Source organism: Rhizobium sp. ERR 942, from assembly GCF_007828395.1.
Lineage (GTDB): Bacteria > Pseudomonadota > Alphaproteobacteria > Rhizobiales > Rhizobiaceae > Rhizobium > Rhizobium dioscoreae.
Genome location: NZ_VIUA01000002.1, coordinates 767,933 through 787,580, shown reverse-complemented (window position 1 = coordinate 787,580; position 19,648 = coordinate 767,933). Strand labels below are relative to the sequence as shown.

Annotated in this window: 20 protein-coding genes; 5 read left to right on the top strand and 15 right to left on the bottom strand. The window is 59.2% G+C overall.

What is annotated here, in order from left to right:
- Nucleotides 1-166: 166 nt before the first annotated feature.
- From FBZ97_RS10465 to FBZ97_RS10430, 8 genes are all read right to left on the bottom strand, one after another.
- Nucleotides 167-1,174 carry a hypothetical protein gene (locus FBZ97_RS10465; RefSeq protein WP_145319137.1) on the bottom strand — a complete coding sequence of 336 codons (1,008 nt, stop codon included), beginning with the start codon at nucleotides 1,172-1,174 and terminating at the stop codon, nucleotides 167-169.
- Between the two features lie 347 nt (nucleotides 1,175-1,521).
- Nucleotides 1,522-2,073, bottom strand: coding sequence for a hypothetical protein (locus FBZ97_RS10460; protein WP_145319134.1), 552 nt, complete (start codon nucleotides 2,071-2,073; stop codon nucleotides 1,522-1,524).
- 160 nt (nucleotides 2,074-2,233) lie between these two features.
- Entirely contained in the window at nucleotides 2,234-2,950 is a 717-nt protein-coding gene (locus tag FBZ97_RS10455) for a hypothetical protein (protein WP_145319131.1), read from the bottom strand.
- A gap of 175 nt (nucleotides 2,951-3,125) precedes the next feature.
- Complete coding sequence (locus tag FBZ97_RS10450; RefSeq protein ID WP_145319129.1) at nucleotides 3,126-3,755, bottom strand: exopolysaccharide biosynthesis protein; 630 nt, start codon at nucleotides 3,753-3,755, stop codon at nucleotides 3,126-3,128.
- Between the two features lie 48 nt (nucleotides 3,756-3,803).
- On the bottom strand, nucleotides 3,804-4,115 hold the full coding sequence (locus tag FBZ97_RS10445) for a hypothetical protein (RefSeq protein ID WP_113350716.1): 312 nt from the start codon (nucleotides 4,113-4,115) through the stop codon (nucleotides 3,804-3,806).
- A 68-nt stretch (nucleotides 4,116-4,183) separates the two neighbouring features.
- Nucleotides 4,184-5,167: a TerC family protein gene (locus FBZ97_RS10440; RefSeq protein WP_145319126.1), complete on the bottom strand. Its 984-nt coding sequence runs from the start codon at nucleotides 5,165-5,167 to the stop codon at nucleotides 4,184-4,186.
- 169 nt (nucleotides 5,168-5,336) lie between these two features.
- Nucleotides 5,337-6,053, bottom strand: coding sequence for a methyltransferase domain-containing protein (locus FBZ97_RS10435; RefSeq protein ID WP_145319123.1), 717 nt, complete (start codon nucleotides 6,051-6,053; stop codon nucleotides 5,337-5,339).
- Nucleotides 6,054-6,193: 140 nt separating this feature from the next.
- Entirely contained in the window at nucleotides 6,194-6,673 is a 480-nt protein-coding gene (locus tag FBZ97_RS10430; RefSeq protein WP_069610199.1) for an Lrp/AsnC family transcriptional regulator, read from the bottom strand.
- A 300-nt stretch (nucleotides 6,674-6,973) separates the two neighbouring features.
- On the opposite strand from FBZ97_RS10430, the gene FBZ97_RS10425 reads away from it, so the two are divergent.
- From FBZ97_RS10425 to FBZ97_RS10410, 4 genes are all read left to right on the top strand, one after another.
- A complete protein-coding gene (locus FBZ97_RS10425) occupies nucleotides 6,974-8,728 on the top strand; it encodes an alkaline phosphatase (protein ID WP_145319120.1) in 1,755 nt (584 codons plus the stop codon).
- A gap of 74 nt (nucleotides 8,729-8,802) precedes the next feature.
- A complete protein-coding gene (locus FBZ97_RS10420) occupies nucleotides 8,803-9,267 on the top strand; it encodes a hypothetical protein (protein ID WP_113350711.1) in 465 nt (154 codons plus the stop codon).
- A 4-nt stretch (nucleotides 9,268-9,271) separates the two neighbouring features.
- On the top strand, nucleotides 9,272-9,958 hold the full coding sequence (locus tag FBZ97_RS10415; protein WP_145319117.1) for an ATP-binding cassette domain-containing protein: 687 nt from the start codon (nucleotides 9,272-9,274) through the stop codon (nucleotides 9,956-9,958).
- The gene (locus tag FBZ97_RS10410) at nucleotides 9,955-11,247 is read left to right on the top strand and encodes an ABC transporter permease (RefSeq protein ID WP_145319114.1); all 1,293 of its coding nucleotides are present in this window, start codon (nucleotides 9,955-9,957) and stop codon (nucleotides 11,245-11,247) included. Before FBZ97_RS10415 ends, FBZ97_RS10410 begins: the two co-directional genes overlap by 4 nt.
- A 6-nt stretch (nucleotides 11,248-11,253) precedes the next feature.
- Here FBZ97_RS10410 and FBZ97_RS10405 read toward each other — a convergent pair whose 3' ends face one another.
- The gene (locus FBZ97_RS10405) at nucleotides 11,254-11,811 is read right to left on the bottom strand and encodes a winged helix DNA-binding protein (RefSeq protein WP_113329510.1); all 558 of its coding nucleotides are present in this window, start codon (nucleotides 11,809-11,811) and stop codon (nucleotides 11,254-11,256) included.
- Between the two features lie 126 nt (nucleotides 11,812-11,937).
- Between FBZ97_RS10405 and FBZ97_RS10400 the strand changes: the two genes are divergently transcribed.
- Complete coding sequence (locus FBZ97_RS10400; protein WP_246661730.1) at nucleotides 11,938-13,041, top strand: LLM class flavin-dependent oxidoreductase; 1,104 nt, start codon at nucleotides 11,938-11,940, stop codon at nucleotides 13,039-13,041.
- A 60-nt stretch (nucleotides 13,042-13,101) separates the two neighbouring features.
- Here the strand turns inward: FBZ97_RS10400 and ugpC are convergent, their stop codons facing one another.
- The 6 genes from ugpC to FBZ97_RS10370 all read right to left on the bottom strand — a co-directional run bounded on the left by ugpC (nucleotide 13,102) and on the right by FBZ97_RS10370 (nucleotide 19,489).
- Nucleotides 13,102-14,169, bottom strand: a complete 1,068-nt coding sequence (gene ugpC, locus FBZ97_RS10395) for a sn-glycerol-3-phosphate ABC transporter ATP-binding protein UgpC (protein ID WP_145319109.1) — start codon at nucleotides 14,167-14,169, stop codon at nucleotides 13,102-13,104.
- A gap of 30 nt (nucleotides 14,170-14,199) precedes the next feature.
- Nucleotides 14,200-15,054: a carbohydrate ABC transporter permease gene (locus tag FBZ97_RS10390; protein ID WP_113329513.1), complete on the bottom strand. Its 855-nt coding sequence runs from the start codon at nucleotides 15,052-15,054 to the stop codon at nucleotides 14,200-14,202.
- Nucleotides 15,044-15,970, bottom strand: a complete 927-nt coding sequence (locus tag FBZ97_RS10385; RefSeq protein ID WP_113329808.1) for a sugar ABC transporter permease — start codon at nucleotides 15,968-15,970, stop codon at nucleotides 15,044-15,046. The genes FBZ97_RS10390 and FBZ97_RS10385 overlap by 11 nt, the downstream gene beginning before the upstream one ends.
- 77 nt (nucleotides 15,971-16,047) lie before the next feature.
- Nucleotides 16,048-17,262 carry a sugar ABC transporter substrate-binding protein gene (locus tag FBZ97_RS10380; RefSeq protein WP_145319106.1) on the bottom strand — a complete coding sequence of 405 codons (1,215 nt, stop codon included), beginning with the start codon at nucleotides 17,260-17,262 and terminating at the stop codon, nucleotides 16,048-16,050.
- Nucleotides 17,263-17,348: 86 nt separating this feature from the next.
- Nucleotides 17,349-18,134 carry a DUF4037 domain-containing protein gene (locus FBZ97_RS10375; protein WP_113329515.1) on the bottom strand — a complete coding sequence of 262 codons (786 nt, stop codon included), beginning with the start codon at nucleotides 18,132-18,134 and terminating at the stop codon, nucleotides 17,349-17,351.
- 35 nt (nucleotides 18,135-18,169) lie between these two features.
- Complete coding sequence (locus FBZ97_RS10370) at nucleotides 18,170-19,489, bottom strand: alpha-L-fucosidase (protein WP_145319103.1); 1,320 nt, start codon at nucleotides 19,487-19,489, stop codon at nucleotides 18,170-18,172.
- Nucleotides 19,490-19,648 lie beyond the last annotated feature (159 nt).

Below are 19,648 nucleotides of genomic sequence, written 5' to 3'. Positions count from 1 at the left end.
GTCCATATATTTTCGCGTCGATCCGGCACTGTGGTATCCACAGGCAAGGTTACCGCGCAGGCATTTGGACGCGACAGGAGAAATTGTATCCGGGCTCCCTTAAACAGGCGCGGCAATGATCTCGGCCGTCACCTGTCAAATTTCCTGATTTAGCTCTCGGCCACCGTCACGGCTGGTCGCAGATCGGGATCGGCTTGGCAGGCGGTGCCGGATGGTCCTTCTTGTATTGCACGATGATCGGTTCGAGCGTTTCCTTCGGCCAGAACTTAGGCGTGCCGATCTCCTTCAAGCAGGAGTCGTTCCAGTACAATCCGGATTGGGCCGGAGAGCGCCCCGCCGCAACGGCTTTGGCGATCGCCTTGATGTCCGAGGACTCCGGATAGATGTAGAGCGTCGTCGGATTGTCCTTCACCATGGAAATGATCTGATTGGCATCCGAGGCTGCCCAGCTGGTGCAGCCGTCGCTACGGCCGCCGGCATATTCCACCAGCTTTCCGAGCGGAACATATCCGTCCCGGTTGGCATAGGGGCTCTGCGGATCCTTCTTCATGCAGATGCCCGCAACCTTGGCGGCCGCATGTCCGCCGATCGTCCTTTCGCGAGCATTCGCGGTCTCGCCTTCGCCATCGAACTGGAGGAACGTGCGAAGATAGGCAGCTTCCTTGGTTTGTGAGAGCTTGTAGTAGCCCTTGAAGGTCGTCTTCGTCTCCTCCGTCACATAGGAACCGCCCGTCGTCAGGTTCGAGTCCATCGCATTGCCGAAGTTCTTGGCGCACATGCGGCCGTTGCCGAAATCAGCTACGCCCTTGAGATCGCGGCCGCTGCCGTGGCCGGATGAAACGACACGGAACGTCTGTGTCGCCTCGCAAACGATGTAGAAGCGGCCCGCGGACTTGCCGTCATTTGGAGTGTTCGGACGAGTTGCGTCCATGGCGAAATAGCAGGGATTTTTGACCGTGCCTTCGCTCACCTTTCGGATGTAGAGCGCGCGGGCCCTTTGCAGGACTGGTTGAGCGATCTGCCCGTCGCCGGTACCGACATAAGCTCCGAGCCAGGCCGGAATGTCCGGCTGCCGGGTGGCTGCCAGGGATTGCGATGTTGCGGGAATGACGAGGGCGAGGGAGCAAAGGCTGAGCATCTGGGGGACGCTTCGAAGGGCATATCTCAACCGCACGGAATTAGTTCTCCTATCAAATATTCTGGGTCGGCATTCGCTGCTGCCGTCAAAAGCAATGTTGACAGCCTGCCTGCCCCACAAGCTCGCCTGCCAAACGCTTAGATCCAGAACTCATACTTGTGCGCTGCTTTGCTGAACGAGATCCTAACAGATGCCGGAAATCGCGGCAGCCACAGAGAATTGTTGCCTGCCGTTGATATACTCCACCTGTTCGCGCCAGCCTTCTTCAGCGATCGCGGCGCAAATATGGCGGAGTTCGGGCAGGGTTGTGCATATGAAAGGCCCTGGGCTTGCCGGAGGGACGGTTGTTCAAGCCTGCGATATTACGCTAAAGGTAAAGAATCCTAACGAGCTCCATGGCTCAGTCGATAGCGGGCATAGTCGGCCATTGCCTCTGGTGCCAGCTCGATAAGTTCCTTCGCGCCAGGACGACCGTTCAAATGAATGAATATCGGCCGCGGCATCTCGCTTTGCGTGATCGCTAGATAGCCTGTTTCCAGCGGACGTTTGACGAGCCAGTCCGGATCGTGGCCAAAAATGACGTTCAGCTTGGTGCGATCGAGCCTATATTCGCTCTGGAAAGGCCCGATGCAACTCGTTTCGATGATCGATGTTGAATCCAGCAAAACCGCAGTAACCGTTCGCAGAAGGGCGGACGTTCTCGAAACCAGAGTGAAGATCATTGCCCACACGCTCCAGACTATAATCCGCCGGCGGGTGAAGAGCGGGCCTTCGTCGAGTATTTCTACTGGAGGTCCATAGCGGTTCGGCCTGCGTACATGTGCGGTGAAGCTTGCAACAACCGCCGCTTGCATCAGAAAGGTGCTCAGAAATATCGCGCCCATCCGATGACTGCAGTCGAAGCTTGAGAAAAAACCATTGTCCAAAACTACCATCACGCCACCCTATATTGCCGATGAAGCTACTACATCGTGGCCGAAGGAAACCTTACTTCAATGTTTCAAACTGCTCGGAAGGAGCTTCTTTCAATGGAAGGCCGAGAAAGGTTTGCGCATTAGTGAGCGGCGACTAGTTTGCTTTTGCGCGGGATCGAACCTATCGCGATGGCAGATGGGGAGCGGGAAAGTCCAGCACCCGGCTGGTATAGCTTTCGATCAGTGCGCTGAACGGTGTTCCATCCGGCAGCTTCAGCACGGCATGGTGTTCGAGAAGAAAGGAAGGCAAGGCGAGAGACCCGCTCCCGGATGGCGGCAGATCGGCGCCGGTTTCCCATCCTTGCGGGAGAGGCGACCAAAGGAGCTTTGCCGACAGGTTCGTGCGGGTGAAATTGAGAGCCTGAACGGCACGGCCGAATGCGATGTCGCTCGTATCGAGCGACTTGTTCATTTCGGCTGTGAGCTTTGCCGGCACGTACCAATTGTCCGCCTCGGACAGAATACGATCCCCGCAAGCCAGGCGAACGCGACGATAGGCGACAGGCTCGTCAGGTCCGACCGCCAGCAGCTTCCGGATTGAATCATCGGCCGGCTTGTCCTGACCGCGCACGCGCTGCGCAACGATTTTCGAGCCTTCCGGTGCAAGCTTATGCGCAGCACACCAGCGATCGAGCGTCAGCGTGGCACTGGCATTGCTGAGGAGATCGGCATTCAGGGTCTGCAGGATTGCCAGTGCTTCCAGACGCGAGGTCGGCGTGTCGGGCCACTGAGAGGCAGCCGGCATTTCCTGCGCCGTCGCCGTGTGCGCCCCAAGCGCGATGGCGACGGAGCTGCCGAGGGCAATCATGCGGACGAATGACGGGGGCTTTGATGGCATGCGATGAAATCCTCTGCACTGATGATTTTACAGGCCGGAACCTAATGGCTGAGAAATGCGCCGCTGGCATAGATGGCAGGCTTGCCACTATTGGCAAGACCCGAAAAGACTGTTGCGGACAAGCGCGGCAACTGGCCGCAAAATCATCCGCTGTCTTCCTTACTGAATAAGGTGCTTACGATCCGATTGCATTCAGGCTGGTGAAAGCCAACTGAATGAGACCGGCCGTGGCGATGAAGGCCAGTGCTGAGACGAACAGCGCCGCCAGGATCAGCAATCCGTCCCGTGCCATCAGGGCGACTGAGATCGCCACGAGGGCAACGACCGGCATATAGTTGCCGAGCGGGATCGGAAGGACAATGGCGACGGCCAGCAGGAAGATCGGAAAAGACAGCAGCCATTGCATGGTGCCGCCCGTGAAAGCGGCCAGACGACCCGGACGAACGACGGTTTCGACCCTGGCGAGGATCGGCGCGCTGTAGCGTACGATGAGTTCCACGACTGCCGGCGAAAGCCGGCGTCGGTTGAGAAAGGCTGGTAGCCATATCGTCCGGCGGCCCAGTGCGATCTGCACCGCCACCAGAGCAAGAGCGCTTCCGAAGACGATGCCGAACGGTCCTGGGATCGGGATCAGTGCCGGCAGCGAGAGAAAGAGGATGGTAAAGGCCATGCCCGTGTGCCCAAGGCCGCTGAGCACCTCGCCGATGGAGATGCCGTCCTGCTCATGGGCGAGCCTGGCAAGATGGTGCAGGCGAGTGGATGCCCTGTCATCATGCCCAGTCGTATCGGCAGTCTGTTCTGTCATCGGACATCACCAGATGAGGTCACCGGAATTTCTTGATTGCACAAAGCGTCAGGCTTCATCGACACCTTCGCCCTTTCCCTGGATAAGCCTGATGACGGGCGCGCAGTCCGGATTGCTTTTGTCGAGCAGATCGGCAGGGCTGCTCCAGCCGGTCGACAGGCCGATGACGGTGGAAATCGTCCAGAAAGTGTCTTCGGAGGCGCGTTGCGCCAGCGCCGGGACCTCCGACGAGAGACATGCCTGCGATTGCCTGATGATCCCGACAGGCTGGCCGGCGGCAGCGGCATGCCGCTCGATTTCGGCTTGAAGCGGACCAAGGGCGAAAGTTGCAAACAGGGCTGCGAGGAGATTGGAGATCATGTCTGTACCTTGTCGGAAATCTGTTTGAAGCGGGGAGGGAAGTGCCCCAAGCGGGGCACCTCATGGCGTCAGGCGCTTTCAGCCTTGTCGCGCGTCTTCAGCAGGCTCCAGCCGACGCCGCTTGCAATGATCGCGAAGGTGATGCCGAGCGAGAGGGCGGCCGGGAATTTTTCGAGACCCAGCATATCGGCGACGAAGATCTTCGAACCGATGAAGACGAGCACGACGGCGAGCGCGGGCTTCAGGTATCGGAAGCGGTGGATCATGGCGGCAAGCGCGAAATAGAGGGCACGCAGGCCAAGGATCGCGAAAATATTCGACGTATAGACGATGAACGGATCGGTGGTGATCGCGAAGATCGCAGGAACCGAATCCACGGCAAAGATGACGTCGGCGACTTCGATCAGCACGAGCGCCATGAAAAGCGGCGTGATGAACCAGACCATTTTTCCGTTCTGCGGATGCGGCTGCTTGACGAAGAAGCGCTCGCCATGATGGTGGTCGGTGACGTTGAAGCGGCCGCGCATGAAGCGTACCAGCGGGTTCTTCGACACATCTGGTTCGGTATCCTTCACGACCAGCATCTTGATGCCGGTGATGATGAGGAAGGCGGCGAAAACATAGAGCAGCCAGGAGAACTCGGCCACAAGCGTCGCGCCGACGCCGATCATGATCGCGCGCAGCACGATGACGCCGAGAATACCCCAGAAGAGCACGCGGTGCTGATAGAGGCGAGGCACGGCGAAGAAGGCGAAGATGAGGGCAATGACGAAGACGTTGTCGAGAGCCAGCGTTTTTTCCACGACGAAGCCCGTCATGTAGGCCAGGCCGGAATCGGCACCGAGATACCACCATACCCAGCCGCCGAAAGCGAGGCCGAGCGTGATGTAGAGAACGGAGAGTTTGATGCTCTCGCCGACGCCGATCTCCTTGTTTTCCTTATGCAGCACACCGAGATCGAAAGAGAGAATGGCGATGACGAGCGCAAGGAAGCTTACCCACATCCAGAGCGGCTTTCCCAGCCACTCCACGAAGAGCAAAGACGTTTCCATGTCGGAAAACCCCTGTCGGCGCGGTGTCGGAAAGGTCCGACATCGCAAGAGCGCCGACGGCTCTCACCAGAGGGGCCCGGACCAGCGGGTTGGCCAATAGCTGGGAAGTCGACGTTGGCGTTTCAAGGGTTCGCGTGCATTTTGCAAAGACGGCAATGTCACGTAGCGTCTAAATGTTGGTCCGACCGATATGGATGCCGTAAACGCTTGCCCTTTCCTGCGCGACGAAATCAGCCAGGGCGGGAGGAATTTCGACCTGGGCGGTATGCCGCGCGAGAATATGGAATCCCTTCGGAAGACAGGTCGCGATGCGGCCGATGATCGTTTCATAATCGACGATCAATATCTCCTGTCCGGCCACAAGGTCGAACAGCAGCGGATCATCGATCACATGCTCATTTTCACAAAACCAGTAAGAGGAGATCGTCAGGTCGGGAAGGTAGCCGATCTGCGCCGGCAGGCTTCGTTGCTCGAACTGGAAACGTCCCGGCAGGCCAGCCGCTGACATCAGCTCCCTGGCGAGAGCGAGCTGATGTTCGGATATGTCCAGCCCGTAAACCTCGAGCTCGGGATTTCCGGCAAGATAGGCAAAGGCAAGGCTGAAGGCGCCTGAGCCGCAGCCGAGATCGCATACCCTTCTATATTTGTGGACCGTTGCTTCGAGGCTGGTAAGTACCTGCAGGCACTTCAGTGAATTTCGCATTCCGAACGCACGCGTGAAGGCATCGGCGGAACGACTATAGTCGAATATCTCGATCTGGCGCCTGCTTTCGACAGCATTGCGCAAGGCAATGGAATCGTTGCTGGGATGGTATAGATGATTACATCTGAGCAGAACTTCGGCAAATTCTTCGAAATGCCGCGTCTGTACGTCCGTGCCGGTCATGCAAGCCTGTCCTCGCCAAGGATATTGTCTTTGGCGTGATTGGAAAGGCTGCATGCGCCGAAAGCAAGCCCTCAAAACTTGCCCCTGATGCCCGGTAGGATACGGCCGCGCGACAACGATCATCGAGCGTCGGCGCCATGTCAGCCTTGCGGCAGGGCGATCGGAAATCCTTCGAAGGTCTTGAGAGTATCGAGGACGATTGCCGTCTTCACATGCTGGACCGATTCATGCGGAAGCAGCACGTCGTTGACGAAACGGGAGAGATCGGTAAGCCCGCGGGTGGCGACCTTCAGGTGATAGTCCATTTCTCCTGTCAGCGCATAGGCTTCCAGCACCTCCGGCAGACCGTTGATGAGCTGCGAAAACCGGCGGGCATTATCCCTGTTGTGGGTGGCAAGCGTCACCGAGATGACGACGAGCATGTCCAGCCCCAGCTTCTGCCGGTCGAGATTGGCCTGGTAGCTGCGAATATAGCCTTCTGCCTCCAGCCTCGTGCGTCGCCTCGAGCATTGCGACGGCGAAAGCGCAATGCGCTCGCCGAGCTCGTTGTTCGTCAGTCTGCCGTCTTTCTGAAGCTCCTCCAGCAGACGCAGATCCAATTTGTCGAGCTGTTCATCCATTGCGCAAAACTCTGAGAATCCTCACGAAGCGTGTGTAGTATTCGCTTATCTTATGAGGATGGCAAGTTTGACATCATGAATGTCGGCTTAGCTTGCATGACGAAGGTTGCGCGGATTGTGTCGAATTGGAAAGAAGGTCCGTACGTTCGGCTGGCATTTTAGATGCGGCACACACAATCAATCTTACTTACCGATCGTCGTTTTGGAATTAGCGGTTGAGAAAGTTGACTCCATTTTACGTGATTGTCATCTGGCTTTTATAAGTGGGGAGCGGGAAGCAACCAAACGCAGGGGGTATAAATGCGTAAACTTCTTCTCGCCATGATGTCTGCGGCCTTGATGTCCGGCGCAGCCCATGCAGCGACAGTCTATCCGTTGGACCGGGCAACGGTACTTGCCGGCTCTCCGTTCGATTTCAAGGTGGAATTCAACAAGGTCGTCAAGCCGGAAGACGTGAAGGTCACGGTCAACGGCGAAAGCTACGACGCGGTTTTCGGCAAGGCGGCTGATTTCGTCGCAGAAGAGAAGGGCGCTGAAGACAAGGTACTCGGATCGGCCCTGATCCTGCGCGGCATCAAGCTCGCAAAGCCCGGCCAGTACAAGGTCGAGATTTCGGCCGGCGATGAGAAGAAGTCCGTCAACTGGGATGTCTATGGCACGTCGGCCACGCCGAAGGCCAAGAACATCATCTTCCTGCTCGGCGACGGCCTCTCTGTTGCACACCGAACCGGCGCCCGCATCATGTCCAAGGGCATGACCGAAGGAAAGGCCAATGGCCGTCTTGCCATGGACGATATCCCGCCGGTCGCCTTCATCGGCACCTCCTCGACCTCTGCGATTGCCACCGACAGCGCCAACACCATGTCGGCCTACATGACCGGCCACAAGTCGGCCGTCAACGCCCTCGGCGTCTACGCCGACCGTACGCCGGCAAGCCTGGACGACCCGAAGGTCGAAACGATCGGCGAGGCGTTGCGCCGCACCGGCAAGAAGTCGCTCGGCATCGTCACCACGGCCGAAGTCGAAGATGCGACGCCGGCAGCGCTCGTTTCCCATACCCGCAAGCGCGGCGACAAGGCGGAGATCGTCGGCATGATGTACGACGTCAAGCCGGATGTCCTGCTCGGCGGCGGCTCGGCCTATTTCCTGGCGAAGAGCGTTCCTGGCTCCAAACGCAAGGACGACAAGGACTATATCGCGCTCTTCAAGAATGCCGGCTACGCGGTTGCCACCGACAAGAACGAACTGGCGACGGCTGCAGGCTCCAACCAGGACAAGCTGCTCGGCCTCTTCCACACCGGCAACCTTGACGTCACGCTCGATCGTGAATTCCTGAAGAAAGGCACCGTCGACAAGTTCCCGAACCAGCCGGGCTTGGTCGACATGACCAAGGTCGCGCTCGATAAGCTTGCCAAGAACCCGGAAGGCTTCTTCCTGGTGGTGGAAGGTGCTTCCATCGACAAGATGAGCCATCCGCTCGACTGGGATCGCGCTCTGGTCGAAACCATCGAGTTCGACAAGGCCGTTGCCGTCGCCCGCGAGTTTCAGGCCAAGAATCCGGATACGCTTGTTGTCGTCACCGGCGACCACACGCATGGCGTTTCGATCATCGGCACCGTCGATGACGAAAAGAAGGGCACCGAGATGCGCGAGAAGGTCGGCACCTATGCGGCTGCCGGCTTCCCGAACTATGAGGACAAGGATGGCGACGGCTATCCGGATCGCGTCGACGTTTCGCGTCGCTTGTTCATGGCCGCCAACAACGGTCCGGACCACTACGAGACCTTCCGCCCGAAGCTCGATGGTCCTTTCGTGCCGGCCGTTCAGAACGAGAAGAAGGAGTACGTCGCCAATGAAGCCTACAAGGACGTGCCCGGTGCCGTCTTCGTGCAGGGCAACATTCCGCGGGACGAGGACAGCGGTGTCCACGCCGTCGATGATGTCGTGCTGCAGGCGGCTGGTCCCGGCGCCGAAGGCTTCCGTGGCTACATGGAACAGAGCGACGTCTACCGTGTGCTGGCCGATACCTTCGCGTTCGGCTCCGAAAAGATGTAAGTTGTTACAGATCGTATGACCATGACAGGCGGCTTCGAGGCCGCCTGTCTGTTCACCTTTCATGAGGATATGCGATGTCCGGGGACAGGATCGCCACCATCAATCGTCGGGGCTTCTTGGCCGCTGCCGCGATTTTGCCGGTCATGGGCATTGCTGCACGTGCGAATGCCGCCGAGACATTGGGCTTCGGCGAACTCTATAAGAGCTTCGGCCCACTCGGGCTCGAATTTTCCGACAAGGTGAAGCAGCTGAGCGGCAGGGAAGTCGCCATCAATGGCTTCATGGCGCCGCCATTGAAGGCCGAGGCCGCTTTCTTCGTGCTCACTGAAATCCCGATGTCGCTCTGCCCGTTCTGCTCTTCCGATGCCGATTGGCCCGACAACATCATGGTCGTCTATCTCTCTTCCAAGCAGACATTCGTGCAGTACAACGCGCCGATTACGGCGCGGGGCGTGCTGGAATTCGGCTCGTGGACCGATCCGGAAACCGGATTCATCAGCCAGCTGCGTCTCCGCGACGCATCGTTCAGGACCGTCTGAACACATGCTTGCGCTCGATATCTCCGGTCTTGAAATGCAGTTTCCCGGCCTGGCCGCGCCGGTTCTCGCCATCGACCGCTTCCATCTGCCGGCGGGCGGCAGGCTTGCGATCACCGGTGCTTCAGGCTCCGGCAAAAGCACGTTCGTCAACGCCATTACCGGCTTGGAAGATGTCGGTAATGGCAGCATATCCTGGAGCGGCACGGAGATCACACGCCTGTCGTCCGGCCGGCGCGATGCGTTCCGCGCCCGCAATATCGGCCTTATCATGCAGGATTTTCATCTCTTTCCCGGCCTGTCCGCCTTCGAGAATGTCGTGCTGCCGATCAAGCTGGCGCGGCGCCTTGTGGCCAAGGAACGGGAACGCGCACTTTATCTGCTGTCTGTCACCGGTATCGCCCGACCGCAGCAGAAGATCGAAACCTTGTCACGCGGCGAGATGCAGCGTGTTGCCGTTGCCCGCGCACTGCTGTCGCGTCCCGGCGTCATCGTTGCCGACGAGCCGACCGCCAGCCTCGATCGTCAGGCGGGTAGTGATGTCGCGGAGCTTTTGCTGCAGCTTTCGGCCGAGGAGGGGACGACGCTTGTCGTGGTCACGCATGACGTCGCACTCGCCGAGCGCCTCGGTCGTCGCATCAATCTAGCAAACGGTCGCATCGAAGAAGACAGCCAAGAGGTGGCCGCTCGATGATCACCTTCATTCTTGCTGACCTCAGACGTTTCTGGAGCGGCGCGCTGGCCGTTGTGGTGCTGATTGCCCTTTCGGTCGCGCTGAGCGTGACGGTGACTCTGCAGGAGCGGGCTGTCCGGCTCGGCAGCGCGCGCGCCGCGGAAAAATTCGATTTGCTCGTGGGGGCTGCCGGCAGTGAAACGCAGCTGGCGCTTTCCGCCGTTTTCCTACAGCCGGCGCCATTGCCGCTGATGGAGGGTGCCGTTCTGTCTCGCCTTGCCAGTGATCCGCGTGTCGAACTGGCGGCACCGGTCGGCTTCGGCGATTCCGCCTACGGACATCCGATTGTCGGCACGACCACGGGCCTCATTTCGTCCCTCTCGCCGTCGCTCTCGCAGGGGGTGATGTTCGCGCGTCTCGGCGAAGCGGTTGTTGGCTCGGATGTCGCCTTGTCGACCGGCGCGGAAGTCAAACCAATGCATGGCACGGCCGAGACCGGCGGCGAAACCCATACGGCCATCGCCTATAAGATCACCGGCCGCATGGCGCCGACGGGAACAGCCTGGGATCGCGCCATCCTGGTGCCGATCCGTGCCGTCTGGCAGTTGCACGGAATGCATGGCGCGGACCATCACGACGATGATGACGACGAAGCCAATATGCATGGCGCAGCCGAGCCGCATCAGCATGACGACGGGCGCGAAGAAGGCCACGACCATGAGCACGGTCATGTTGATGCCAATGCGCCGCTCGACGAGCATTTCGACGTGCAGACGCCCGGCGTTCCGGCCGTTCTGGTCAAGCCGAAGACGATTGCCGATGCTTATCGCCTGCGGCAGGAATACCGCACGGGTACGACACTCGGCATTTTCCCGGCTGAGGTGCTGACCAGGCTCTATGCAACGCTCGGCGATGCCCGCAGCCTGCTGCTGGCGATCGCATTTGGGACCCAGGCGATCGTGATTGCCGCGATCGTGCTGGTCACCGTCATGCATGTCGGCTCGCGGCGCCGGCAGATCGGCGCCTTGCGGGCGCTTGGAACACCGGTCCGCTCGATCATCACGCTCGTCTGGGGCGAGCTCTTCGTCCTGTTCGCCGCCGGCATCCTGCTCGGTATCGCCCTCGGCTACGCGGCAGCGCTGGTTATCTCCGTCAGGCTGGCGGCAGCGACCGCCGTGCGCCTGCCCGTCGGTTTCTCTTTCGATGATCTCTGGTTTGTCGGAGGCTTTGCAGCCGTTGCCGCGATCATCTCCATCGTGCCGGCGTTCAGCGCGCTACGCTCCAGCCCGGCTGCCGCGCTGCGCGCCTAAGAAAGTCTAGTCGTCCGTAAAACGGCGATGCGTCGCTGCGCTTCTGGCCACGTGCTCATAAATCCCGGTCATCAAGTCCAATGTGCTGGACGCTTCCTCCAAACGGCGGCCCATGTTCGGGACGCCTTGCACAGCTTTTACCAGAAGGGCCGAGCGCACTGCGGCGTATTCATCTGTGACGTCTCGACCTTTTTCTGTCACCGAATATGTCACCCCCGAACGGCCGCTGCCCTTTCGTTCTACCAGTCCTGCACCGACCAGCTTTCTCAAGCTGTACTGCATGTTCGGGATGTCTTCTCGATTGGACAGGCGCGCGAGATCCTTGATGGATTTAGGCCTATCATGCATGCGAATTATATGGAGCATGGCATTCTCAGGGCCGCTTGCTGCCAGTCCAATGACCGAAGCCAGACACTCGGTTTGCCAGCGTCCGAAGGCCTCGAACGCGCGCATGAGGGCAAATTCCAATTCGGTCAGGTCCACTTGCAGCGGTGTTTGCGCCAGATGCCAGCTTCGATCCAAGCCGCGTGGATGGCCCTTCTGGTCTTCGGTTTCGGTGCTCATATGCTTCCTTTGCGGGATATTGGGGTGACGCCAAGACGGCGAGAGTTGACAAGCTTCAAGTTTCAAATAAAATTTCTATCGTAAATTATATCAAAAAATAAAGGGAACGAAATGTCGGAGAACTCCATGTTCGCCGCAGGGCAATTTTTGCTCGGCACCTTCGCCAGCAATTGCTCCAGCGGCATGAGCGTTACCAAAGTGCCGGAACGCTGGGTCAATTCCTGGGACAACAATCTGAAATTGGCCCAGCAGCTGGATGAAGCAGGTATCGATTTCATGTTGCCGATCGCCCGATGGATCGGATATGGCGGCGACACCAATTTTCACGGCAATGTGCTGGAAACCATGACATGGGCGGCGAGCTTGCTCGCCAGCACGAACAACATCAACGTCTTTGCCACTATTCACACGGCCGCGAACCATCCAGTCGTCGTCGCCAAGCAAATCGCGACGATCGATCAAATCAGCCGAGGACGGATCGGCCTCAACATAGTTGCCGGTTGGAACCAGCCGGAATACGAAGCGTTGGGGCTTGACCTGCCCGCCGATCATGAAAGCCGCTATGCCTATGCGGAGGAATGGTTTGATATCGTCAAAAGCCTATGGGAGCGAGATCGGGCCTTTGACTATTATGGGCAATTCTTTCATCTCAGAAATGTACTTGGCGATCCTCGCCCCGGGCATCGCGCACCTATCCTCAACGCTGCAGGTTCCGGCCAAGGCCGCTCCTTTGCCGTGCGGAATGCAGACTTTCTGTTTACTCCGGCCATAGATCTGAGCCGTTCCACGACTGAAATCGCGGAGTTGAAACAGCAGGGCAAAGCCGCCGGTCGCAATTTGGGTGTCCTCACTTTTGCCCATGTGGTCTGCCGGCCGACGGAAGGCGAAGCGCGAGACTATCTGCAGCATTTCGGAAAGGACAATGCGGATTGGGAGGCGGTCGACAATCTGGTGCGCCTGCAATTCGCGCATGCGCAATCCTTTCCGCATGACCTTCTGGCATTGATCCGGGACCGGATGGCTGCCGGACATGGTGGTTTCCCGCTCATCGGGACGCCCGAGCAGGTGGTGGAGGGTATTCTTGCCCTTCACAAGGCGGGCTTCAGCGGAACGACCATTTCATTTGTCGATTACAATGCCGAATTCCCATATTTCCGTGATCGGGTTCTTCCGCTGCTCGAACAGGCCGGTATTCGCAAGCCGGTTTCAGTGCCCCATGTGACGGTCTAAATCCATCGTGGATATCAGGAGGTTGCTGCGGGGGCTTCCGTCACAAGCTGAGAAGCATTCTCAATGCAAGCGCTGGCCATTCGACGGATCGAACAGATGTGTCTTTGCCGGATCGATCTTCAGTTGGATTGGCTGGCCGGGAAACACCGAAGGACGGTCCCTGATGGCAGCGACGATTGATTGCGCGCCGGCCTGCAATTGCAGATGCGTGTCCGAGCCTGTCGGCTCGATGATAATGACTTTGGCCTGCACGCCATCCGTATCGACGGCAATATGTTCCGGGCGAATGCCGAGCTGGACGGATCGGCCGAGATGGCGGCGGGCGCTTTCCGGCAGCGGCCAATGCAGATCTTGCGCGTCCTGCAGCCCCAACGTCCCGTTTAAGTCGGTGACGAGGCCGTCGATAAAATTCATCGACGGCGATCCGATAAAGCCGGCGACGAAGCTGTTGGCAGGCGCGTCGTAGATCTCAAGCGGTGAGCCGATCTGTTCGATATGGCCGCCGCGCATGACGACGATACGGTCGGCCATGGTCATGGCCTCCATCTGGTCGTGCGTCACGTAGACCATGGTGGTGCCAAGCCGCTGGTGCAGCGTCTTGATCTCGGTGCGCATCTGCACGCGCAGCTTGGCGTCGAGATTGGACAGCGGTTCGTCGAAGAGGAAGACGGCGGGGTTGCGGACGATGGCGCGCCCCATCGCCACGCGCTGGCGCTGCCCACCGGACAATTGCCGGGGATAGCGATCGAGCAGGGCGGCGAGATCGAGGATCGCTGCGGCATCGTTCACCTTTTGCTCGATCTCCTGGCGGCTGCGGCGCGCGAGCTTCAGAGAAAAGGCCATGTTGTCGCGCACGGTCATGTGCGGATAGAGCGCATAGGACTGGAACACCATGGCGATATCGCGCTCATTGGGTTCGAGATCGTTGACGATGCGGTCACCGATTTCGATCTCGCCGTCGCTGATGCCTTCCAGCCCGGCGATCATCCGCAGCAGGGTGGATTTGCCGCAACCCGAGGGTCCGACAAGCACCACGAATTCTCCATCCTGTGCGGCGACGGAGACGCCGTGCAGCACTTCAAGCGCGCCGTAGCGTTTGATGGCGTTGCGAATGGTCAGTTTCGCCATGGATATCTCTCCCAAAATTCGGCGGGCGCTTCAGCGACCGCCCATGCCCGCATTGAGGGCGATGCTGTTGTAGATGAGCTTCTGCAGGATGATCGCGAGGAAGATGCCCGGAAGCATGGAAAGCGTCGCACCCGCCATGAGATAGTTCCACTGCGTACCTTGCTGCGTCTGGAACAGGGTGAGGCCGACCGGCAGGGTAGCATTGTCGGCACCCGTCATGACGATCAGCGGCCAGAGGAAGTTGTTCCATTGTCCAATGAAGGTGAAGAGTGACAGAAGCCCGATCGCTGGCATGGATAGCGGCACGATAATGCTGACGAGGATCCGTAGGCGGGACGCGCCGTCGATCCTGGCGGCTTCCTCGAGTTCCATGGGAATGGAGAGGAAGAACTGCCGCATCAGGAATGCGCCGAAGGTGCCGAAGGAGATCGGCAGGATCACGCCGGGGAAGGTGTTGACCAGACCCAGCTTGTTGACGATCAGAAACAGCGGAATGATGAGCATCAGCGGCGGCACCATCAGCGTGCCGATATAACCGAGCAACAGCGTTTCGCGCGCCCTGAATTTCAGCCGCGCGAAGGCATAGCCGGAAAGGCAGGAGACGACGACAGTGATCGCTGTCACGCAGATCGCGATGATGGCGCTGTTGAAAAAGAAGCGGCCAAAGGGCAGCTGAGTCCAGGCGGCGGCAAAATTACCCCATTCGAAGATATCGGGCAGGATACGTGGGGGTATCGCCGTCACCTCGGCATTTGAGCGCACTGCATTCGATACCATCCAGAAGAAGGGAAAGAGAAAGGCGATGGCGACAAGCGTGATTGCCAGGTGATTGACGACATCGAGCACCAGCTTCCGGCGTGTTCTGGCTTCGGATTTAAGCGTCATAATGCACCCATTTGCGCTGGAACCAGAATTGCAGGGCCGTCAGCGCCATGATCAGCGCGAACATCACCCAGGCGATGGCAGAGGCGTAGCCCATTTGGAAGTTCTGAAAGCCGCGTTGGTAGATGGCATAGCCGAGCGTCGCGGTCGACGATCCCGGCCCGCCCTTGGTCATGACGAAAATCTGGTCGAAGACCTGCAGCGAGGTGATCGCCGTCATGACGGTGCCGAAGAACAGCGTCGGCGAAATCAGCGGCAGCCGGATTTTCCAGAAGCGGTCCCAGGCCGTCGCGCCATCGATGCGGGCTGCTTCGAGGTAACTTGCCGGCACCATGTCGAGCGCGGCGTTGAAGAGAACGGTATTGTAGCCAACGCCGGCCCAGATCGAGGTGAGGACGACCGCCTGCATGGCAAGTGTGCGATCGTTCAGCACGCCCGACAATGGCAGCGATAGTGAGGCCATCAGACTGTCGAAAAGCCCGCCGCTGGTGAAGATCAACATCCAGACCATGGCGACCGCAATCAGTGGGGTGAAGGTCGGGAGAAAGAAGATCACCCGGAACCAACGCTGCCCGATCTTCAGGCTCGAAATCCACGTCGCCAGCCCGAGCGAGATGATGATGTTCAGTACAAGATATTCGACGGTGAAGAAGAGGGTGTTGCGCAAGACCGTCCAGAATTGCGGGTCGGTCGTAAACAGGCGCACATAGTTGGAAATGCCGACGAAACGCGGCGTACCGAGCAGCTGCCAATTGGTGAAGCTGAGCGCGATCGAGGCAAGGATCGGCAGGACGAGAAACAGGACGATGCCGATCAGGCCCGGCAGCAGGAAGAACAGTGCCGTCCATCCCTCGCCTCTGAACCATTTGCGCGAGCGTGGCCTTGGTCTTGCGATCATGTCGGTATGCTTGCCCAGCATCATGGGCCTCTCCTTTCCGGCGATGGCGCTGCGGTCGAGCCGATGAGCCCGGCCCGCAGGCCGACGAGACGTCCGGTCTATGGCAGCTGGCTCTGAATGTCGCTCAATACGCCTTCGGGTTTCGAGTCTCCCGTCAGCGCGAGCGGCACATATTGCATCACCAGATTCTCGAACTGGTTCCATTTCTCGTTGATGCGGAACGGCGTGGTGTGGGCAAATATATATTGAAGCGTATCGCGTGTGCCGCTGACATTCTTGGCAGCGCCGTCATACCAGGTGGTCTGCTGTGCAAGCCGGGCCGGCAGTGCGCGTCCGGCCGCGCCAAGGATTTCAGCGGCCTTGGGGCCTGTCAGCACCTGCAGCGCCTTGAATGCGGCATCCTTGTGCTGACTGGTGGCGGAGATACCCCAGCCCGAGCCGGCCGTAATGAAGCGCGAAGAGCCGCTGCCGCGCGGCAGCGGTGCGATGCCGATCTTGAAATCGACATTGGCCTGCCCGGTAATCAATGACCAAGGACCGTCGATATACATAGCGACATTGCCCGAAGCGAAGCGGCCGCTTGCGGCCGAAGCATCGGCCGCGGAGGCAAAGACCGGCGAGAGTTTGTCCTTGGCGGTGAGATCGGCGTATTTGCTGAACGCATCGACAAAGCCGGCATTGGTAAGGTCGAATTCATTGTCGGCGTTGAAATAATCAGCACCGAGCGCGACGGGGCCGGCGATGAAATCAAAAGCCTGGGTGCCATAGCCGTAGACTCCATCCTTGGTTAGTGCCTTGGCGTCGGCCTTGAAGTCGTCGAATGTCCAGTCTTTGGCCGGCTCCTTCAAGCCGGCGGCTGCGAACTTGTCGCGATTGTAGAAGACCATCCACGGGCCGACATCGTAGGGCAGCGCATAGAGTTTGCGGTCCTGCGAAAGACCGGACATGATCGATGTCTCGAAATCAGCCACCTTCACGTCGCTGCCTTTCACGTAATCATCGAGCGGTGTCAGGATCGAAGAGAAATTCGGCAGGCGCATCGATTGCATCGAGACGATATCGGCGACCTGACCCGATGCTGCCAGAACCGGCAGGCGTGTCCAGTAGTCCGTCCAGCCCGAAAGCTGCAGCTTGACCTTGATATCGGGATATTGCTTGTTGACGAGATCGGCCAGCTGCTGCCAGAGCTCGGCATCGTTCGGCTGACCCCACATCTGCCAGGTCAGGGTCACGGGGGCATCCTGGGCCTGCGCGCCGATGCCGGGTAGTGAAATCGCCGCAAGGGCGGCGGCAAAGATCAATGAACGCTTCATGATTGTTCCTCCTCCTTAATGACTTTCGTTGCAGTGACGTTCATCACTATTCGGATGCTCCCCTCCGGCTTGGTCTTGCGGCTCGTTCACGCCGCGATCATGGCCTCCAGGTCGGCGATCAGGCCGATCAGTTCGCTTCGTTGACGCTGCCACGTGTCCGGGCCTTGCTCCGGCTCCAGAATGGCCGTCATCCGCTGGAGAAAGTCGGGCGGCAGCCGTTCGAGTTCGGCTGCCATGGGCAGATTCCAGCCGTCGCCCGGAAAATAGACCCGGTTGAAGGCAAAGACGGTCTGTAGAATGGCATTGGCAAGCTTGCCTGTGAGACCGACGAGAAAGACGAGGTCGCGGCGAACGACCTTGCTCTCATAGTGATAATCTCGGGCCCAATAGCGCAGGACATCCATATATTGGCTGAGCACGGAGGCCCTGAGCGCTTCCGGATATTGCGCTAGTTGCTGCCTCCAGCCGGCCAGCAAACCCCTAGGATCGGCGATGATCTGCTGGTTGGCAAGATCGGTCGGCAGATGATAGCCCCAGATCGTCCATTCGAAGCTCTTGGGCACGACCACTCCGGCAAGCCAGGAATCCAGGTCGCGCTGGACGCCGGCATACCGCCGCATCCAGACGCCATCCATGCGGATGCCTTCGGCCTGCCAGTCTCGCAGCGCGGCATCGAAACGCCGCCACGCCGCAGTCTGCCGGACCTCCGGTCCGCGATAGGCGTCGGCATAGACCCTGAAGTCGAAATCTGATTGCGCATCCGACCTCCCCTTGCCGCGCGATCCGGCGAGTGCAACGGCACCATTGCCGTCTTCTGCCAGATCGGCGATCAAGGGGGTCATCGCGGCTATGAGTTCGGTTTCGCGGCTCACGACGGCACAGGGACGGCTGGGCTTCGCTATCTCCCTCAATCCTTGAGGATCAGTTCGATGACCGGGGTGACGACGTCAGGCTTGAGCACCGGCAGTTCCAGGGTCAGAATGCCCTCTCCGACGGCGACGCCGACATTGGAGTCGACTTCGGCATCCGGGTCGAGCCAATGAAGCTCGCTGGCATCGTGCAGGAACTGTGCATATTTGACCTTGCGCCCCAGCCCTTCGATATGGATGTGGCGGAAGGGCCAGGTCTGTATATGCAGGTAGAGCCGATTGCCCTTCTGGGTAAAGCGGCATCCGTTTGGCGCCTTGTAGGTCGACGGTCCCGCGCCATAGATCGAGCGGCCGTTCAGACGCAGCCATTCGCCATAGGTGTCGAGCGCCTTGATGGCGCGGGCGTCGAAGGTGCCGCGGCCGGTCGGGCCGACATTCATCAGCAGATTGCCGCCGAGCGAGACCGTGTCGACCAGGATGTTGATGAGCTGGCCAGCATCCTTCCAGCTGCTCTCGTCGCGATAATAGCCCCAGGAGCCGCTGAAGGTGTGGCAAGCCTCCCATCGTACCGGCAGGCCGGCAACGGTCGGTGCGACGCGCGGCGTATATTGCTCCGGCGTGACGAGTTCGGGCATGTGATCCGCATCGCGCGGCAAGTCGAGGCGGTCGCCGACAATGATATCGGGCTGTAGCTGGCGCACCAGTTTCATCAGGTCGTCGCTCTCCCAATCGGCACGTCCCTTGCCGGGCAGGCCCTTGTAGACGCGCTGGGGATAGCTGAAATCGAACCAGATCACGTCGATCTTGCCGAAGTTCGTCAGAAGCTCGGTCACCTGATCGCGCATGTATTTCGCATAACGCTTGACGTCGCGGCCCTCGTTGAGCTTGGCGGCGTCGGTATGGTTTCGCTGGGGGTGATGTCCGTCGATCGGGAAGTCGGGGTGGTGCCAGTCGAGCAGCGAATAATAGAAGCCGACCTTGAGCCCTTCGGCGCGAAGCGCTTCGACATAGGGGCCGATCAGGTCCTTGCCATAGGGTGTGTTGGTGACCTTGTAGTCGGTGACCTTGCTGTCCCACAGGCAGAAGCCTTCATGGTGCTTCGCAGTCAGAACGACATATTTCATGCCGGCTTCGCGAGCGCGGCGTGCCCATTCGCGGGCGTCGTAAAGGTCGGGGTCGAAATTGTCGAAATACTTCTGATAGGCCTCGGTGGTGAACTCCTCGCGGTTCTTCAGCCACTCGTGACGTGCGCCGAGGGCGTAAAGTCCGAAGTGGATGAACATGCCGAAGCGGTCGTGTCCAAACCATGCCTTGCCGTCGGCCACATCCTGGCCGCCACTGATCGCTGCGTCGCTCACACTATCCTCCCAAGTGTTAAGGCTTCATCGAACCGGTTCGATTTGATAATTGATCCTCATGCCCGGTATGTCAAGCGCACTGTTGAAATCTCTTTCCGCATATTGCTTCACGGCCGGCAAATGGTAGATTTATGGCGGAGATTCACGGAAGGGAGCCTT

What these genes read in the sequence shown, in the direction of transcription:
- FBZ97_RS10455 (WP_145319131.1), bottom strand. Translation starts at nt 2,950, where the DNA reads ATGCCATCAAAGCCCCCGTCATTCGTCCGCATGATTGCCCTCGGCAGC.
- FBZ97_RS10425 (WP_145319120.1), top strand. Translation starts at nt 6,974, where the DNA reads ATGCGTAAACTTCTTCTCGCCATGATGTCTGCGGCCTTGATGTCCGGC.
- FBZ97_RS10405 (WP_113329510.1), bottom strand. Translation starts at nt 11,811, where the DNA reads ATGAGCACCGAAACCGAAGACCAGAAGGGCCATCCACGCGGCTTGGAT.
- FBZ97_RS10390 (WP_113329513.1), bottom strand. Translation starts at nt 15,054, where the DNA reads ATGACGCTTAAATCCGAAGCCAGAACACGCCGGAAGCTGGTGCTCGAT.
- FBZ97_RS10445 (WP_113350716.1), bottom strand. Translation starts at nt 4,115, where the DNA reads ATGATCTCCAATCTCCTCGCAGCCCTGTTTGCAACTTTCGCCCTTGGT.
- FBZ97_RS10450 (WP_145319129.1), bottom strand. Translation starts at nt 3,755, where the DNA reads ATGACAGAACAGACTGCCGATACGACTGGGCATGATGACAGGGCATCC.
- FBZ97_RS10415 (WP_145319117.1), top strand. Translation starts at nt 9,272, where the DNA reads ATGCTTGCGCTCGATATCTCCGGTCTTGAAATGCAGTTTCCCGGCCTG.
- FBZ97_RS10440 (WP_145319126.1), bottom strand. Translation starts at nt 5,167, where the DNA reads ATGGAAACGTCTTTGCTCTTCGTGGAGTGGCTGGGAAAGCCGCTCTGG.
- FBZ97_RS10400 (WP_246661730.1), top strand. Translation starts at nt 11,938, where the DNA reads ATGTTCGCCGCAGGGCAATTTTTGCTCGGCACCTTCGCCAGCAATTGC.
- FBZ97_RS10435 (WP_145319123.1), bottom strand. Translation starts at nt 6,053, where the DNA reads ATGACCGGCACGGACGTACAGACGCGGCATTTCGAAGAATTTGCCGAA.
- ugpC (WP_145319109.1), bottom strand. Translation starts at nt 14,169, where the DNA reads ATGGCGAAACTGACCATTCGCAACGCCATCAAACGCTACGGCGCGCTT.
- FBZ97_RS10460 (WP_145319134.1), bottom strand. Translation starts at nt 2,073, where the DNA reads ATGGTAGTTTTGGACAATGGTTTTTTCTCAAGCTTCGACTGCAGTCAT.
- FBZ97_RS10420 (WP_113350711.1), top strand. Translation starts at nt 8,803, where the DNA reads ATGTCCGGGGACAGGATCGCCACCATCAATCGTCGGGGCTTCTTGGCC.
- FBZ97_RS10385 (WP_113329808.1), bottom strand. Translation starts at nt 15,970, where the DNA reads ATGCTGGGCAAGCATACCGACATGATCGCAAGACCAAGGCCACGCTCG.
- FBZ97_RS10380 (WP_145319106.1), bottom strand. Translation starts at nt 17,262, where the DNA reads ATGAAGCGTTCATTGATCTTTGCCGCCGCCCTTGCGGCGATTTCACTA.
- FBZ97_RS10430 (WP_069610199.1), bottom strand. Translation starts at nt 6,673, where the DNA reads ATGGATGAACAGCTCGACAAATTGGATCTGCGTCTGCTGGAGGAGCTT.
- FBZ97_RS10410 (WP_145319114.1), top strand. Translation starts at nt 9,955, where the DNA reads ATGATCACCTTCATTCTTGCTGACCTCAGACGTTTCTGGAGCGGCGCG.